We start from the raw sequence: 609 nt of genomic DNA, 5'->3' as shown, positions 1-609 counted from the left end.
AGGGGATGGTGTTTTCTGGTATAGTCTCGCGCTTGTCCTGCCAATCTTATATGGTGAAGAAGGTCTACTTTTATCAGGGTTGATGATAACGGCGGGCGGTGCTTGCCTACTGATCTATAAGCAACTTAAAAAGAAACTAGTAAGAGAACGACCATTTATCCGCTCAAAAGATGTCTATAAAGGCTGCGCACCTTTAGATCAATACAGCTTTCCTTCTGGACACACAATGCACGCGGCCTGCTTCTCGACTGTTGTGCTATGGCACCTGCCAGAGTTCGCTGTATTATTGGTACCCTTCTCTATTCTAATTGCCCTCTCGAGAATGGTACTCGGCCTTCACTATCCGACAGATGTATTGTGTGGCGCGGGATTAGGTATATTGCTGGCATCAATTGCAAACTACTTAAGCCCAGTACTTTTCTATGCCTAGCATAGAAAGCCTTTGCCTTATTCCTGCCAAATAGGCACGTCGAAGGCCTGTAAGATCTTTCCGGTTTCAGCCAGAGGCAAGCCTACTACATTGCTGTAGCTTCCGACGATCCCCTCAACAAACAATGCCGCTTTACCCTGTATGCCATATGCACCTGCCTTATCCATTGGTTCACCCGT

The 609-nt window shown here is 46.8% G+C and carries 2 protein-coding genes; one reads left to right on the top strand and one right to left on the bottom strand.

The annotated features are described in order from the left end of the window. A partial coding sequence (locus A3766_RS05290) for a phosphatase PAP2 family protein (RefSeq protein ID WP_068641858.1) occupies positions 1-430 on the top strand: 430 nt, incomplete at its 5' end. Positions 431-447: 17 nt separating this feature from the next. On the opposite strand, the gene A3766_RS05285 is transcribed toward A3766_RS05290, so the two are convergent. After that, positions 448-609, bottom strand: a 162-nt coding sequence (locus A3766_RS05285; RefSeq protein WP_197479342.1) for a Maf family protein, incomplete at its 5' end; no start/stop codon positions are given.

The sequence above is a fragment of the Oleiphilus sp. HI0132 genome, assembly GCF_001635845.1.
This window is presented reverse-complemented; position numbering and strand designations above follow the sequence as displayed.